Raw genomic sequence first — 13,330 nt, 5'->3', positions numbered from 1 at the left:
GAGGACGAGAAGCGATCGGGCTGAGGAGGCTGATATGGACGAGGACGTCGAAAACAGGGCCGTGGAGCTGGAGATCCGCGGAAAGAAACGCACCTTCGATGTCGACGACCCCGCCCTGCCGAACTGGGTGGACGAGCACGCGCTGGAATCCGGCGACTTCCCTTACAAGAAGAAGCTCAAGGAAGAGGACTATCTGGAGGAGCTGGAGAAGCTGCAGATCGAACTAGTCAAGGTGCAGTTCTGGCTGCAGGCGACCGGCAAGCGGGTGATGGCGCTGTTCGAGGGCCGCGATGCGGCCGGCAAGGGCGGCGCGATCTCGGCCTCCTCGGCGCATATGAACCCACGCCTTGCGCGCGTCGTGGCGCTGACAAAGCCGACCGAGCGCGAACAGGGGCAATGGTATTTTCAGCGTTATGTGGCGCAGTTTCCGACCGCTGGCGAATTCGTGCTGTTCGATCGCTCCTGGTACAACCGCGCCGGCGTCGAGCCGGTCATGGGTTTCTGCACGCCGCAGCAATATGAGGATTTCCTCAAGCAGACGCCGCAGCTCGAAAAGATCATCGCCCATGAGGGCATCTTCTTCTTCAAATTCTATCTCGATATCGGCCGCGAGATGCAGCTCAAACGTTTCCACGACCGTAGGCACGATCCGCTGAAAGTCTGGAAACTGTCGTCGATGGATATCGCGGCGCTGACCAAATGGGGCGACTACAGCGAAAAGCGCGACCGGATGCTGAAGGAAACCCATACGGATTTCGCGCCCTGGACGGTGATCCGCGCCAATGACAAGCGGCGGGCGCGCCTCGAACTCATCCGCCACATGCTGAACAAGATGGATTATGACGGCAAGGACAAAAAGGCGCTCGGCACGGTCGACGAGGAGATCATCGGCTCAGGGCTAGGCTTCCTGAAATAGGGCTTTCCGAACAGGCTGGCCCGCAATCGTCACCGGCTCCGCCGGGACCGGCCTTACTGCCCCGGCAGGATGCGTATGGCGAAGAGGTTGATGCCCCGCGCCTTGCCGTCGAGATCGCTGTTGATCGTCAGCGTGCCCGGCGAATTCGGCGCCAGCGAGCGGTCGAACTTCACCTGCAGCAGCGCATCCGACTTTTCCCGGGTGACGGTAAAGCGGTGACGGGCGCAATTGCCGAGCGTCTGGAAATTGCATTCGACGGTGATCTGCGTCGGCTCGTCGGTGGTGGACTGCAGCGTCAGCGCGATCGTCGAGGATTTTCCGGCCAGCTGCTGCAGCACCGATGGCGGCACGCTGATCGAGACATTGCCATCGGCCGCACCGCTTTCGGAAATCAGCCGTACGGCAGGACCGTCATTCTCGGCGATTTTTTCGGTGCGCGCCCGCGGGCCGCTCTGGATCTTGTCGGCGTCCTCAGGCTTGAACAGCGGGATCCAATCGGCCGAGAAACTGTTCTGCGGATCGATGGTCACCGGCTCATCGGTGTGAGAAGCGGCATTGCCGGCGCTGTCGTCATTGCCGGTAAAATCCTCCGGTTGCGTGCTTGCCGGCGGATTGGCGACGCTGGTGTCGCGCTCGGCCGCCGTCATCAGCAGGCCTGACGTATGCGCCCACCAGGCGCCGATGCCGATGAAGGCCAGCAGGACGCACCAGACGAGCAGCCTCGAAAAGAATTTGCGCGGCTTGCGGCGGCCCGCCGCCCGCTCCGGGCGGAAATCCATATTGGTGGCGCGCTGACCACGGGCAAGGCGCTCCTCGCCGACGGGGGCGGCAGCCAGATGATCTGTATTGCCGGCATGCACGTCGTCGAGGCTGGACTCGTCGCCGCGGTGCATAACCTCAGGCGCGCGGGTCTCGCCTGACACCATCGGGCCGTCGAATTCATCGGCTTCGGCCTGGTGAACCGGCGGCGCCGGCATTTCCACGACCGGCGGCACGGGCACTTCAGGCGGTCTCTGGCGGGGATGAAGGCGGTCGCGCTCCTCGCCTTCGATGGCGTGGATGGTGCTTTCCAGGCGGTGGCGGTGATGGGCGACGACCTCGGTGTCGGTGATATCCTGCTTGCGCAGCCCGGCTTCCAGCGCCTGGCGGGCCGACTGATAGATCCTCGCTCGAACCTCCGGATTATCGCGATCGGAATTCTCGAGCGCAGTTCTGATGGCCGTTTCTAATCCGCTCACATTCAGTCCTTCACCTTGAATTCGGCATCGGACTGCAATCCCCGCCGTTCTCCATCAAAATTCGGTAGCGTCAAGTGCGGCAAACCGCAAGCCTTGCGAGGGTGGGCCGCCATCGATCGGCAGGGATATCGGCAGGTTTCACCGCTTGCGGGCCTTATTCTATTAGCTTTCTCGGACGTATATATTCGGGCTGAAATCGACGAAGGCATGGCAGCCGCTCTTTTATCGCCTTGTCATCTCTGTTATGAGATTGACGTTTTCGTAAACGTCAATGGAACCGACGAACCATGGCCCTGCCCCGGATCCTCAAGGACAGATTGAGACTGCCGGTCATCGGCTCGCCGCTGTTCATCATCTCGCACCCGGCGCTGACGCTGGCGCAATGCAAGGCAGGCATCGTCGGCGCGTTTCCGGCGCTGAACGCCCGGCCGGAAAGCCAGCTCGACGAGTGGCTGGCGGAGATCACCGAGGAGCTTGCCCGCCACGACGCCGCCCATCCGGAGCGGCCGGCCGCCCCCTTTGCCGTCAACCAGATCGTCCACATGTCGAACAAGCGGCTGGAGCACGACCTTACGCTCTGCGTCAAATACAAGGTGCCGATCGTCATCTCCTCGCTCGGCGCCGTGCCGGAGGTCAATGCCGCCGTGCACTCCTATGGCGGCATCGTGTTGCACGACATTATCAACAACCGCCACGCCCATTCGGCGATCCGCAAGGGTGCGGACGGGCTAATTGCGGTCGCCGCCGGCGCCGGCGGCCATGCCGGCACGCTGTCGCCCTTTGCGCTCGTCCAGGAAATCCGCGAATGGTTCGACGGGCCTCTTCTGCTGGCCGGCGCGATCGCCACCGGCGGCGCCATCCTTGCCGCAGAAGCGATGGGCGCCGACATGGCCTATATCGGCTCGCCCTTCATCGCCACTGAAGAGGCCCGCGCCGCGGACGCCTACAAGCAGGCGATCGTCGCGGGTGCCGCTAGCGACATCGTCTATTCCAATTATTTCACCGGCGTGCACGGCAACTATCTCAAGCCCTCGATCGTGGCTGCCGGCATGGACCCGGACAACCTGCCCCTAGCCGATGTCTCGAAGATGGATTTCGAGCAGGCTGTCGGCGGCGCCAAGGCCTGGAAGGACATATGGGGCAGCGGCCAGGGCATCAGCGCCATGAAGGCCGTCGAGCCGGTGGCCAAACTCGTCGACCGGCTGGAAGCCGAATATAGGGCAGCGCGCGCCAGGCTGGCACTCTGAGGCGCGCCTTCCCGCCCCTCCCCTCTTTTTTGCCAAAGCCATGACAGGGTGCTTGAATTCTTCCAACAATGCCTGTATCAGCGCCATGCAAATCGCAGGCCGCATGCTTCGGCCGCGAGAGGCCGCTTTAGCTCAGGTGGTAGAGCACATCATTCGTAATGATGGGGTCGCAGGTTCGAGTCCTGCAAGCGGCACCATTTCTTCTTCTTTTTCTTGTGATTTTCTTTATGTCAAACTTGAAGGCGTGAGCTGCCAGGGTCGGGTTCCCACCGGTCGCCATACTCTGCAAGTTGGATTCTGGTCCTCGCATTCCCCACCATGATTCTTTTTCGCAGCCTCACGCGAGCGCGACTGTCGGATAAACGCCAAGAGTAATATATCCTAGATAGGGCCTCCGCCCTATCTGGTGTTGATAGGATAAAAAAAGCCTCGAGTTTATGGATGTTTTACGCTAGTAGTCTCGCATGAAATATGCGCCCCCACCAGAAGAGCACCCCCCCTCCGCGTAGCGAGTTTGTTCAGCGGGATTGGGGGGTTCGAAGTAGGCTTACACAGAGCCGGACATCAAACGGTCCTCATGTGCGAGAGCGATCCCTTCGCGCAAGAAGTATTGCGCGATCGGTTCCCCGGTATCGAATTACATCCCGACGTTACTCGCCTAAAGAACCTCCCGGATTGCGATGTCGTCACAGCTGGCTGGCCCTGCCAAGATATAAGCTTGGCGGGATCGACCGAGGGACTTTCAGGCAAACGCTCTTCACTGATCGAGGATGTTTTCAGGCTGCTGGAGTGTACGGCGCGAAAGCCGAAGTTTGTCTTATTAGAAAATGTCGCTTTCGCAGTTGAGCTCAAGAAAGCTGAGGCCGTTAGATACGTCACCATGCGCTTTGAGCAGCTCGGCTACAATTGGGCTTATAGGATTCTGGATACTCGGCTCTTCGGCCTGCCGCAGAGAAGACGACGGCTTTACGTTCTAGCATCGCTAGTCGGCGATCCTTCTGACATTCTCTTTGATGGAGTGTCTGCGCCTAAACTTGAACCAAACTCCGATGCCAAGCAAGTTGGCTTCTATTGGACCGAGGGGAATAGAGGCACTGGATGGTCTCCAGATGCAATCCCCCCCCTCAAGGGCGGCTCGTCCGTGGGTATCCCTTCACCGCCCGCGGTATGGGATCGGGATAACGGAAACTTCTACCAACCCGGCATTGAGGACGCAGAACGCCTTCAAGGATTCATGCCAGGCTGGACGGGGGCGGCAGCCTCGCTACCGAAAGGCGAAAGAAAGCGATGGATGCTGGTCGGGAATGCAGTCAGCGTCCCAGTAGTAGAGTGGATTGGAAAGAAGCTGACTGCCGCCACAGCACAACGGACGGAAGACGGGCATCCTGAGGAAGTCTCGCGTGAGTTCACGAAAGCTGGTAAAAAGATACAGGGTGAACAACGGCAATTCTTCGATCCTACCCGAGAAGGACCTTCCGACTCACTTGTTGTAACGTTGAGTGACTTTGGCTTCAAAGCGTCCAAAGCAGTCTCCCGCAGAGCTCTAGCGGGCTTTACCTCTAGGCTTGAAGTCGCTCCACTTAGGAAGAATCCCGACTTTCTAAGAGACCTGCGGACAGCCCTGCAGGCAGAGGAACCAGGTTAACATATCCTCTTCCGCTCTGATAAGTTTCAAGCGCAGAGATATAAGATGCCATGAATCGGTTGACGCGGTAGAGTGTGTCGAGCAGCTCCTTGGCAGTAACAGAAGCTCCAGCCTCTTCGAAAGTCTCTAGTCCATGCGCTAGGGCGTTCCTTCGCTTACGAATGTTTTCGAGATCGGCCCCGCCTAAAGTACCGGGTGGCGCGCTCCATACGATTCCGAGTACATCCTTGAAACGGAAGACGTGGTCTTGCCCGAAGTTGCCGCTGAATGGTAAGCGTCCGCGCTCAGCCTCTGTCCACTGCAAAGTATCGGATACAACGGGAACAATATTTGTTAAGACAGTTCCATGACTGAAACCGTCTTGCATCTTTCTCAAGAATTTTGATTGCAGAATGTCAAGACGCCAAAACTCCGAAACTGAGTGAGGCTGGAGCTGCTCGGCCTCGATAGCACTCCGCATAGAGTTGAATACTTCCCTCATGGCAGACTCGATAGCATTATACATCATCACATACGCTGAAGCACGCGAGGATGCCACCAGACGGCTCCGCTGCAAATGCGAACGCGGATTTCCCTTTAAACGCTTTTCCATGTCTCTAAGCGTTTCAAGAATTTGTTTAATGTCCGCGAAACGGCGATTGAATTCAGGGAGAGCACTCATATGGCACCTAGCAACTTGTCTCTGACAAATTCCACCCGACTACGGAGACGGGGGCCGCTGTTGCTGGCATCTGTCCTAATCATTTGAAGAAATTCCGGATCATCAAGCCAATCGAATGCCTGAGCTTTCAAATTTGGCCCTAGCCGCAAAGCAAGGCATGTCCCTACAGCAATAGCTTCGAACCGTACTCTTGGCACTTGCTTACTATTACCTGGTCTGAAGAATGCACGTGGTGCCACCGCATGAATGAAATTCATCACGGTATCGAACTCGGAAGACTTGGCAGCTAGCTCCGCATTAGTGAGTTGACTATTAAATTCTCTAAAATGTCGATCGAGAAACTTGCGAACGTCGTGCGAAAAATCGTTGTACCGATCACTGTAAATGAAAAACCGAGTCACAAGCTCTTGGCGTTCACTTTCCGAGTTTTTGTGTAACCGCCCGATTGGCACCGCCTGCCGCCTAGCGCCCTGATGGCCTAAGACACGTGTTTAACGACGTCGTTAGCGACGTGTCTTAGGCGAGGATTGCGATGCGCGTTGAAATTCTTGGGCAGGAACGTCGACGGCGGTGGCGCGAAGACGACAAGCTTGCGATTGTCATGTCGGTTGGGGTTTCTGGAGCCACGATCACAGAGATTGCTCATCGTCATGATGTAACGCGGCAGCAGATATACGCCTGGCGTAGCGAGCTCAAGAAGAAGGGGCTGCTCCCGGTGTCTTCGAATGCATTGTTCATTCCCGTCGATCTGAATGCCGTGCAGAACGATGCCCCTGAATTGAGGGAGAGCTGCTCCGGGATGATTGAGCTACGATTGATCTGCGGCCGCACGCTTCGTTTCGAGAGTTCTATGGCTCCCGATGTCCTGACGCAGATTATCCGGGCAGTGGAAGCAGCATGATTGGGCCTGGGACCGGCGTTCGGGTGTATCTTGCGTGCGGGATCACGGACATGCGCAAGGGAGTAGAAGGCCTTGCCGCGCTTGCGCAGGATGTTTTGCGTCAGAAGCCGACTGGCGGCGCGGTCTTCGCCTTTCGCGGCAAGCGTGGCGATCGTTTGAAGCTGCTGTATTTTGATGGCCAGGGCTTCTGCCTGTATTACAAGATCTTGCAGAAGGGGCGGTTTCCTTGGCCTTCGGCATCCGACGGGACTGCCCGGCTGACGTCGGCCCAACTGGCGATGTTGTGGGAAGGGATCGATTGGCGTCGACCTGATTGGGGTGCGCCACCGGCCCGTGTCGGGTGATTTTATCCCACTGAAACCACTGGTTTTTATGGAAATTTATCCTGGCTCGTGGTAGTCAGGATCATGTCTAGCGCGACGACAAATCTTCCGGACGATCCAGCCTTTCTCAAGGCAATGATTGCCGCTTTGCAGGCGGAAAACGCGAAGATGTCGGCCACATTGCAAGCGCATGATCAGTTAATCCAAACGCTGCGGCTGCGCATTGCCAAGCTGAAGAAACAGGTCTTCGGCAAGTCCTCCGAAAAGATTGAGCGTGAAATCGAGCAGTTGGAACTAGCGCTTGAGGATCTGTTGATCGCCGCCGCTGAAGGCAGTACGGCGCCAATCGATGAACCTGATGAGGCGGCGTCTGTTGTTCCCTTGGCGGATACATCTGAAAAGATCATGCGCCGGCGCCCACGCGTCTCGGACAAGGCGGTTCGCGAGCGCCGAGAGCTCGATCCTGGCTCCTGCTGCCCGGAATGCGGAGGTGAATTGCGTCTTGTCGGTGAGGACGTCAGCGAAATCCTCGACATGATCGCCGCGCAGATGAAAGTCATCGAAGTTTCTCGACTGAAGAAGTCCTGCCGCTGCTGCGAGAAAATGGTGCAGGTGGCAGCACCCAGCCGCCCGATACCGGGCAGCATGGCCGGCGCTGGCCTCTTGGCGTACATTCTGGTCTCGAAGTTCGACGACCATTTGCCACTGTACCGTCTGAACGAGATCTTCGCCCGCATGGGCGCCGACATTCCCGACAGCACGATGGTTGATTGGTGTGGTCGCGCCATGCAGGTGCTTCAGCCTCTCATCGAGCGGATCGAAACGGCGATTATGGCAAGTGACCTCCTTCATGCCGACGACACCCCGATCCGAGTGCTGGATCGCTCGCTGCGAGACAAGGGGTTGGGCAAGGGTGTGAAGAAGGGCAGGATCTGGACGTATGTCCGCGATCAGCGTCCATGGGTGGGGACTTCCCCGCCCGGTGCAGTCTACTATTTTGCTCCTGACTGGAAAGAAGAGCACGTCCACCGCCACCTCAAGCAATCAAGCGGCATCCTTCAGGCTGACGGCTACAAAGGATATGGCAAGCTATACTCGCCTGGAGAGAATGGAACATCTCGCTTCAAGGAAGCCGCCTGCTGGGCTCATTGGCGACGAGACTTCCACGATATCTGGACATCAAACAAGTCCGAGATCGCGCGAGAGGCTCTCGATCGCATCGGAGCGCTTTACGACATCGAGCGTGGCATCAATGGGCAGCCTCCTGAGATCCGGCTTGCCGCGCGTCAGACCCAGAGCAAGCCTAAGGTCGATGCATTCCGCCACTGGGCTGAAGCTCAACTCACGCGCATTCCGGGCAAAAGCGATCTGGCGACAGCTTTCCGCTACGGATTGAGCCGATGGTCTTCGCTCTGTCTGTTCCTCGAAGACGGTCGCGTTGCGATCGACAACAATGCCGCCGAGCGGGCACTGCGGCCGATAGGCGTGGGAAGACGGAACTGGCTCTTCGCGGGAGCCGATACGGGAGCGGAGACCTTGGCACGCGCCATGACGATCATCGAGACGGCAAAGATGAATGGTCTTGACCCGCAAGCCTATCTGACTGACGTGCTCGATCGCATCCACGATCACAAGATCAATCGACTCGACGAACTCCTTCCGTGGAACTGGTCGACGATCACCGCAATCGACGCAAAGGCAGCCTGATGGCGACAGTCACCTACGTCCGTACGATCAAATTTGTTGCCGAAATTCTCGAAGAGGACCCGGAACTTCTTCAGGCAATCGTCTCCAACGATGATAATCTGAGCTACGGCAGCATCATCTCCGTGTACACCGGAGACGACGAATCCGTGACCGCACTGACGGACGACGGCATGGACGAATTGGAGCAGATGCTCAAAGACGCCCGCCGCTCACCCCAAGAATGGAACGACTTCCTCGACAGCTTTGTTGACGACGAGCTGCTCGTCGCTCGCATCAAAGCAAAATCGCCGCGGTAGCAATCGGGCGGTTACGTTTTTGTTGCCTCTTGAACCTGTCCCAGGAGACAACTCTTTAAATATTGGTCGATTGGCGCAGTCGAGCACAAGAGATAAAAATGGACCTTGGTAAGCCCCTTTTCTGATCTCGGCTTCACTCAACTGTTTTGAGGAAGTGTTCACCCGCCGAAATAGCTCAATCCGCGCGCTCTCGTCAGTCCCCTCTTCCAGAACAAACGAACGAATTGGACTATTCAAAAAGCGCTTTCTTATAACTCCCGGAATATCACTAAAGCGTAAGCCATTAAGTGCATCGAGTTTTTCAAGTCCTGTTAACTTAAACTCGTCTTTTGTGAAGCCAACCAATGTACGAATGCGCTGAGAACCGTCCACCAACTCCAAGCTTCCGTTGACTTCATAGAAAAAGACAGGAGGCACTGGGATGCGCAGCATCAAGCTTTCGATAAAATACGATTTTTGTTCATCATCCCATTGAAGCGATCGTTGATATTCGGGAATGTAGATTTCCCCCTCAGACGCGCTCGTCTCGGTATAGCGCCTGATGAGCGTCTCGACCGGGTGTCCGTTACCAGATAACGGATTTCGCTGCGGGCATCTTCGACGCTACGCTGTATTTCTGCATCTGTGATTTTCAGGTTGTTGCTCAATTTACGTCCTCAAGTAATTCGCTTTGAATGCTATCAATCAAGAGTTGACTATGAGTTTACAATGAGCAGCGGCTTGTATGTTGGAACCCATTTAGTTCAACTTAGGTGGCTATCGCTGAGTCAACCAGCTTGTGACGCCTTACATCCCTTGGTCCGCACGAGTTTTCGCACGATTTGCGAGAGTGTGTCCCAGATCACGTTTCAACGGGATTCCCTCTCGTCGATCCACTAGTTTTCGGCAGCGAGTTCGTAACTTCAACGGAGTGAAACTTGGTTGATCGCCTAACCTCAGAGCGTCGATCTTGGCTTATGTCGCGCGTAAAAGGGAAGAATACGAGCCCCGAACTGAAGGTAAGACGCACGTTGCACGCATTGGGCTTTCGTTTTAGGCTTCATCGCAAAGACCTGCCCGGCAATCCGGATATCGTGCTACCCAAGTTGATGAGGGCGGTCTTTGTCCATGGCTGCTTTTGGCATCGACATCCAGGATGCAAGAAAGCGTCGGTGCCTAAGACGCGTCCAGAGTTCTGGCACCAGAAATTTGCAAATAATGTTGAGCGCGACACTAGGACAACGGTGGCACTGGGAGCCATCGGGTGGACTGTCGTCGTCATTTGGGAGTGCGAAACTAAAGATCCGGACGAACTCAGGCGGCGGCTAGTTGAGCTAGTTGGAGTTACGAAGGAAGCCGCTCAGTGACGCTGGTCGACTTGTTTTCACGTCAATGCAGGATTCTCCCACGACCTTGCCCCGATTGAATCCTGGACATGGAGGTTGCTCCCTCTGATCTGCGGAAGGATCGGCCCATCAAACGACCGTGAAAACCGCAACCCCGACAGGAACAATGCCCCCGCCAAGCCGGTTTTCTCCCTGAGACAACAAGCATGGAGAAAATCATGTCCTGCAAGTTCATCGCGATATCGCTGCTTTCGATCGGTCTGGCCGGTTCGGCGCTGGCGCAGACGGCCGGGGGTGCGGATGCCAATGGGCGGCTTTCGGTGGCGCCTGTTATCGCCGGATCGGGGAGTTCGGGCGCTGGTTCCGGCGGGGCCGGGTCGGCTGGCACTGGGTCCGTCGGCGGCGGTGCAACGGGCACCGGGTCGGTGGGGACTGGGTCTGTCGGAACCGATTCCGGCACCACCGGCAGCACGACCGGCAATGGCGGCGTCAATCTCAACAGCGGTCGCAGCACGATCAATCCCGGCGGGGTCAATCCCAACCTGCAGCAGACGCCGGGTTGCACCAGTGGAAGCGCGAACACCGGCTCGCTCGGAGAGGCATGCCCGCAATGAGGATGAGGCGATTGTTCGCCTTTCCTTCTGACAAAACGGAGGCCCGGAGGGGAATGGCGCCGGGCCTTTGCTTTCGGCCGCCGCTTCCCTGACATCACGCGAAAACAACCGGTGCTGTCAGAAACCGGTCGCGGCCTGCTTTACCGGCCGGGCTTGAGGTCGTAAAAGGACGGCATCACTCCGCAAGTGGCGCATCGCCCCACATCTCGCCAGCCTGCCGATATTTCCGGCATCTGCGGAGCACCCGAAGAGGATCGTCATGTCGAATGCAGCGCAACGCTCGAACCGCGTGCTTATCGTCGCCACCATCATGCTCGCGACCTTCATGGTGGCGATCGAGGCGACGATCGTGGCGACCGCGATGCCGCGCATCGTCGGGGAGCTCGGCGGCTTTTCCTATTACAGCTGGGTGTTTTCGGCCTTCCTGCTGGCGCAGTCGACGACGACGGTTATCTACGGCAAGCTTTCCGACATCTTTGGGCGCAAGCCGGTGCTGATCGGCGGCATCCTGATCTTCCTGGTCGGCTCTTTGCTCTGCGGGCTTGCCTGGTCGATGATGTCGCTGGTGCTGTTCCGGTTGGTACAGGGGCTCGGCGCGGGCGCCATCCAGCCGGTGACGACGACGATCATCGGCGATCTCTTCAAGCTCGAGGAGCGCGGCCGCGTGCAGGGCTTCATGGCGACCGTCTGGGCGACGTCGGCTGTCGTCGGGCCGCTGGCCGGCGGCATCATCGTCGACAACATCTCCTGGGCCTGGATCTTCTGGATCAACCTGCCGATCGGCGTCATCTCGATCATCGCCTTCATGATCTTCCTCAAGGAGGACGTGGCGCACAAGCAGGCAAAGATCGATTACCTCGGCTCGGTGCTGTTTTCGATTTCGATCGTCGCACTGCTCGTCATGCTGACGGAAACCGACGCCAGCGCCTGGATCCTTATTTCGCTTTTCGCCGTCTTCGTGATCGCGGGCATCCTCTTTCTCGCCCAGGAGAAGCGGGCACCGGAGCCGATCATCTCGATCCCGCTCTGGAGCCGCAGGCTGATCGCGACCAGCAATGCGGCGACGCTGCTGGCCGGCATGGCGCTGATCGGGCTTTCGACGATCCTGCCGCTCTATGTGCAGGGCGTACTTGGCCGCTCGCCTCTTGTCGCGGGGTTCACGCTCACCATGCTCGTTGTCGGCTGGCCCTTGGCGGTGATGCTCTCCGGCCGTTTCTACAGGGCCTTCGGCATCCAGCGTACCTTGCGCGTCGGCAGCCTGATGTTTCCCTTCGGCGCCTGTTTCCTGTTGTTCCTGACACAGGAAAGCTCGCCGATCGTTGCCGGCGCCGGCTCCTTCTTCATGGGCTTCGGCATGGGTCTCATCAGCCTCACCAGCATCGTGCTGGTGCAGGACAGCGTCGAATGGTCGATGCGCGGCAGCGCCACGGCCTCGATCATCTTTTCCCGCAGCCTCGGCAATACGCTCGGCGCCACCGTGCTCGGCGCCATCCTCAATGCCGGCATCAACCATTATGCGAGCGGCGAGGCGGCGGCCGGCCTGCACGAGGCGCTGAACCAGCCGACCGGGCTCTCGGCCCTCGCCGCCGATCCGGCGATCCGCTCGATCTTCAATGCGGCGCTGCACTGGAGCTTCTGGGGCGTGGTCGTCGTCGCGGTGCTGACCTTCTTCACCACCTGGCTGATCCCGGTCGGGCCGAGCCAGAAACGCGAGGGGACGGCTGTCGCCAGCGAGGCGGCATCGCATTAAGCGGTTCAGCTCGTGGAAGCGCAGAAATGCTGTGTTTTCACACCAGCAGATTGTGTTGGGAGAGTAGTCGAACGATGAGTGTTTTCGTGTTGCTCTTGGGGTTCCCGGGCGTCGGGAAGCTGACAATCGCTAGAGAACTCGGCTCGCTGATATCAGCAAAGATCGTTGATAATCACTGGTTCAACAACCCGATCTTGCATCTCCTCGACGAGGAGGGGACCGCTCCGCTGCCGAAGGGCATATGGGAGTACACTGGCAGGGTCCGGCAGGCCGTCCTGGATGCGATCACCGCCTATAGCGGCCCGTCGGCGAATTTCATCTTCACCCATGCCGGTGTCGAAGGCGATGAGCGGAGCGCGCGGACGTACCAACAGTTCGTTGACGCCGCCGGACAGCGCGCCGCGGTCTTCGTTCCGGTGAGATTGCTGTGTGCCGAAGAAGAATTGGCGCGGCGCGTTTCCTCCCCCGCTCGACGCGACCACTTGAAGACGACGGACGTCGAGACGTCGAGGAGCCGAAGCCAACAGGCCGTGGTTCTCAATATCCCGCACCAACACGCGCTGACGTTGGATGTGACGCTCACGTCGCCTTTGGAAAGTGCTGCGGCAATACGGGATCATGTTGTGACATGCCTGCCGAACGGGCGCTGATTGTGTAATTGCATGCAACGAAAGAGGATATTCCGAAGTGTGGTGTCGTCATCGACG

At 58.1% G+C, this 13,330-nt stretch carries 14 protein-coding genes and 1 tRNA gene; 12 read left to right on the top strand and 3 right to left on the bottom strand.

The window, feature by feature from the left end:
• Positions 1-34: 34 nt before the first annotated feature.
• Entirely contained in the window at positions 35-916 is an 882-nt protein-coding gene (ppk2, locus tag AC245Y_RS00895; RefSeq protein ID WP_017992838.1) for a polyphosphate kinase 2, read from the top strand.
• 53 nt (positions 917-969) lie between these two features.
• Here ppk2 and AC245Y_RS00890 read toward each other — a convergent pair whose 3' ends face one another.
• Positions 970-2,154: a hypothetical protein gene (locus AC245Y_RS00890; protein ID WP_012755906.1), complete on the bottom strand. Its 1,185-nt coding sequence runs from the start codon at positions 2,152-2,154 to the stop codon at positions 970-972.
• 287 nt (positions 2,155-2,441) lie between these two features.
• Here AC245Y_RS00890 and AC245Y_RS00885 point away from each other — a divergent pair, with 287 nt between their 5' ends.
• From AC245Y_RS00885 to AC245Y_RS00875, 3 genes are all read left to right on the top strand, one after another.
• Positions 2,442-3,401 carry an NAD(P)H-dependent flavin oxidoreductase gene (locus AC245Y_RS00885; RefSeq protein ID WP_017992837.1) on the top strand — a complete coding sequence of 320 codons (960 nt, stop codon included), beginning with the start codon at positions 2,442-2,444 and terminating at the stop codon, positions 3,399-3,401.
• A gap of 121 nt (positions 3,402-3,522) precedes the next feature.
• Positions 3,523-3,598: transfer RNA gene (locus tag AC245Y_RS00880), tRNA-Thr, on the top strand.
• 317 nt (positions 3,599-3,915) lie between these two features.
• The gene (locus AC245Y_RS00875) at positions 3,916-5,046 is read left to right on the top strand and encodes a DNA cytosine methyltransferase (RefSeq protein WP_026157237.1); all 1,131 of its coding nucleotides are present in this window, start codon (positions 3,916-3,918) and stop codon (positions 5,044-5,046) included.
• Here AC245Y_RS00875 and AC245Y_RS00870 read toward each other — a convergent pair.
• Positions 4,982-5,707, bottom strand: a complete 726-nt coding sequence (locus AC245Y_RS00870; protein WP_157628317.1) for a HEPN domain-containing protein — start codon at positions 5,705-5,707, stop codon at positions 4,982-4,984. The two genes, AC245Y_RS00875 and AC245Y_RS00870, sit on opposite strands and share 65 nt — an antisense overlap.
• A 532-nt stretch (positions 5,708-6,239) precedes the next feature.
• Between AC245Y_RS00870 and tnpA the strand changes: the two genes are divergently transcribed.
• From tnpA to AC245Y_RS00850, 4 genes are all read left to right on the top strand, one after another.
• Complete coding sequence (gene tnpA, locus AC245Y_RS00865; RefSeq protein WP_003557134.1) at positions 6,240-6,608, top strand: IS66-like element accessory protein TnpA; 369 nt, start codon at positions 6,240-6,242, stop codon at positions 6,606-6,608.
• Positions 6,609-6,658: 50 nt separating this feature from the next.
• A complete protein-coding gene (gene tnpB / locus AC245Y_RS00860; RefSeq protein ID WP_130665924.1) occupies positions 6,659-6,952 on the top strand; it encodes an IS66 family insertion sequence element accessory protein TnpB in 294 nt (97 codons plus the stop codon).
• Between the two features lie 63 nt (positions 6,953-7,015).
• The gene (gene tnpC, locus AC245Y_RS00855; RefSeq protein ID WP_017995947.1) at positions 7,016-8,638 is read left to right on the top strand and encodes an IS66 family transposase; all 1,623 of its coding nucleotides are present in this window, start codon (positions 7,016-7,018) and stop codon (positions 8,636-8,638) included.
• On the top strand, positions 8,638-8,934 hold the full coding sequence (locus AC245Y_RS00850; protein WP_003554972.1) for a hypothetical protein: 297 nt from the start codon (positions 8,638-8,640) through the stop codon (positions 8,932-8,934). The genes tnpC and AC245Y_RS00850 overlap by 1 nt, the downstream gene beginning before the upstream one ends.
• Here the strand turns inward: AC245Y_RS00850 and AC245Y_RS00845 are convergent.
• Complete coding sequence (locus tag AC245Y_RS00845) at positions 8,848-9,432, bottom strand: DUF262 domain-containing protein (RefSeq protein WP_245274047.1); 585 nt, start codon at positions 9,430-9,432, stop codon at positions 8,848-8,850. The genes AC245Y_RS00850 and AC245Y_RS00845 overlap by 87 nt on opposite strands.
• A gap of 458 nt (positions 9,433-9,890) precedes the next feature.
• Here AC245Y_RS00845 and AC245Y_RS00840 point away from each other — a divergent pair, with 458 nt between their 5' ends.
• From AC245Y_RS00840 to AC245Y_RS00825, 4 genes are all read left to right on the top strand, one after another.
• A complete protein-coding gene (locus AC245Y_RS00840) occupies positions 9,891-10,280 on the top strand; it encodes a DNA mismatch endonuclease Vsr (protein ID WP_017995946.1) in 390 nt (129 codons plus the stop codon).
• A 197-nt stretch (positions 10,281-10,477) separates the two neighbouring features.
• Positions 10,478-10,873 carry a hypothetical protein gene (locus AC245Y_RS00835; RefSeq protein WP_017995945.1) on the top strand — a complete coding sequence of 132 codons (396 nt, stop codon included), beginning with the start codon at positions 10,478-10,480 and terminating at the stop codon, positions 10,871-10,873.
• A gap of 259 nt (positions 10,874-11,132) precedes the next feature.
• Complete coding sequence (locus AC245Y_RS00830) at positions 11,133-12,623, top strand: MDR family MFS transporter (protein WP_017995944.1); 1,491 nt, start codon at positions 11,133-11,135, stop codon at positions 12,621-12,623.
• Between the two features lie 74 nt (positions 12,624-12,697).
• Positions 12,698-13,273: a phosphotransferase-like protein gene (locus tag AC245Y_RS00825; RefSeq protein WP_017995943.1), complete on the top strand. Its 576-nt coding sequence runs from the start codon at positions 12,698-12,700 to the stop codon at positions 13,271-13,273.
• Positions 13,274-13,330: the final 57 nt, after the last annotated feature.

This window comes from Rhizobium sp. SRDI943, from assembly GCF_057653695.1.
The sequence above is the reverse complement of the archived record's forward strand: the minus strand, read 5'-3'. Positions and strand labels throughout refer to the sequence as shown.

Coding starts and splice junctions, on each gene's coding strand:
- tnpC (WP_017995947.1), top strand. CDS start 7,016: ATGTCTAGCGCGACGACAAATCTTCCGGACGATCCAGCCTTTCTCAAG.
- ppk2 (WP_017992838.1), top strand. CDS start 35: ATGGACGAGGACGTCGAAAACAGGGCCGTGGAGCTGGAGATCCGCGGA.
- AC245Y_RS00835 (WP_017995945.1), top strand. CDS start 10,478: ATGTCCTGCAAGTTCATCGCGATATCGCTGCTTTCGATCGGTCTGGCC.
- tnpB (WP_130665924.1), top strand. CDS start 6,659: ATGCGCAAGGGAGTAGAAGGCCTTGCCGCGCTTGCGCAGGATGTTTTG.
- AC245Y_RS00870 (WP_157628317.1), bottom strand. CDS start 5,707: ATGAGTGCTCTCCCTGAATTCAATCGCCGTTTCGCGGACATTAAACAA.
- AC245Y_RS00840 (WP_017995946.1), top strand. CDS start 9,891: ATGTCGCGCGTAAAAGGGAAGAATACGAGCCCCGAACTGAAGGTAAGA.
- AC245Y_RS00825 (WP_017995943.1), top strand. CDS start 12,698: ATGAGTGTTTTCGTGTTGCTCTTGGGGTTCCCGGGCGTCGGGAAGCTG.
- AC245Y_RS00885 (WP_017992837.1), top strand. CDS start 2,442: ATGGCCCTGCCCCGGATCCTCAAGGACAGATTGAGACTGCCGGTCATC.
- AC245Y_RS00850 (WP_003554972.1), top strand. CDS start 8,638: ATGGCGACAGTCACCTACGTCCGTACGATCAAATTTGTTGCCGAAATT.
- AC245Y_RS00830 (WP_017995944.1), top strand. CDS start 11,133: ATGTCGAATGCAGCGCAACGCTCGAACCGCGTGCTTATCGTCGCCACC.
- tnpA (WP_003557134.1), top strand. CDS start 6,240: ATGCGCGTTGAAATTCTTGGGCAGGAACGTCGACGGCGGTGGCGCGAA.